This is a genomic window from Oleiphilus sp. HI0067 (assembly GCF_001635735.1).
Map to the genome: position 1 here is coordinate 1 of NZ_LWFI01001003.1, position 1,128 is coordinate 1,128.

The 1,128-nt window shown below is 44.3% G+C and carries 1 protein-coding gene; it reads right to left on the minus strand.

Annotated features, from left to right (window positions below):
• Positions 1 to 867, minus strand: an 867-nt coding sequence (locus A3739_RS13305; protein ID WP_304440277.1) for a flagella assembly protein FlgT middle domain-containing protein, incomplete at its 3' end; no start/stop codon positions are given.
• Positions 868 to 1,128: the final 261 nt, after the last annotated feature.

A 1,128-nucleotide genomic window follows, 5' to 3' on the forward strand; every position in this document is an offset into this window, starting at 1 on the left:
TGTTTTCCAAAAAGCTTGTGTAGCAAAGCCTATTTCATCAGATAAATCTGGAGACCAATCTCCTTGCGTCGCGAAGTTTTCTCGCCATACAAGCTCGCCCGTCAATCCATCATGAACAAACAGATCAACCGAGAATCGACGTCGCTCGTCTGCTTGAGCAAAGAACTTGATACTTTTTCTCCACACCGAGGTTTCATAAGCCTTTGGATTAACTAAACCCATATCACGAACCACTCCAGAAACTACGAACTGAACATTAAGTTTTTTCGCTTCTTGCATCGCATGACTGAGTAAGCGCTGTTCTGTAACTTGAGTCGGTGCATTGATCATAGGGCGATAGGCGCCAACATCAGCTTGCTGGAGCACAGACAAGGAATCTACTTGAGACAAGGCGCTAGACAGCGCGCTAGACAAGCCTTGCTCAACACCGTTTAACCGGCCAATACTTGCCTGATCTGGGACTTGTAAATTAAAGCCAAGTACAGCCACTGATTTTTTGAATCGGCCCGCATCAGAGTTCAGACACTCTGACGAGGCATCAAGATCAACAGCATACTGAATACTAAGATAATCACCTGCAACGTGTTCGTGCTTAATACGTTCTTCTAGTACTCGAATTTTGCTTGCCAAACTATCACTACTCGCTTCTATTCGCCCATTCACGAGTGAATTGTGCTCTTTGCGTTCGATAAAGGCGCGCATCGCTTTAGCTAGTGCATCTTGTCTGGCCGCTTCTCGCGCCTCAACATAGCTCACGTCAGAAAGTGAAGCCTCTCCTGTCGACTCGAACCACTGCGCAAAAGAAACGGCAGACTGTAGAGTAAGCAAAAAAGCTAAAACATATTGAGACAAGGTAAACCTACGCATCCGAACTACCTACTAGCAAGACGACAAAATTATTTATTTGTTGAGAACTAACCAATTTCTATGCCAGCGCTTTTTGGCAAACGATTGCCGCTTAAATCCAAACGCTTCGAGCATTTAAGTATCGAAGAAAAGAGTACGGTTTCGTGACGTATATGCCTTTGCAAGCGCTTGCAATTCGTTACAATCCTTAGGTTGTGCGAATTTAAAAATGTAGGAAGTGACCAATAATGCGAACTAGCAGTTTCAGAGGCCTAATAACAT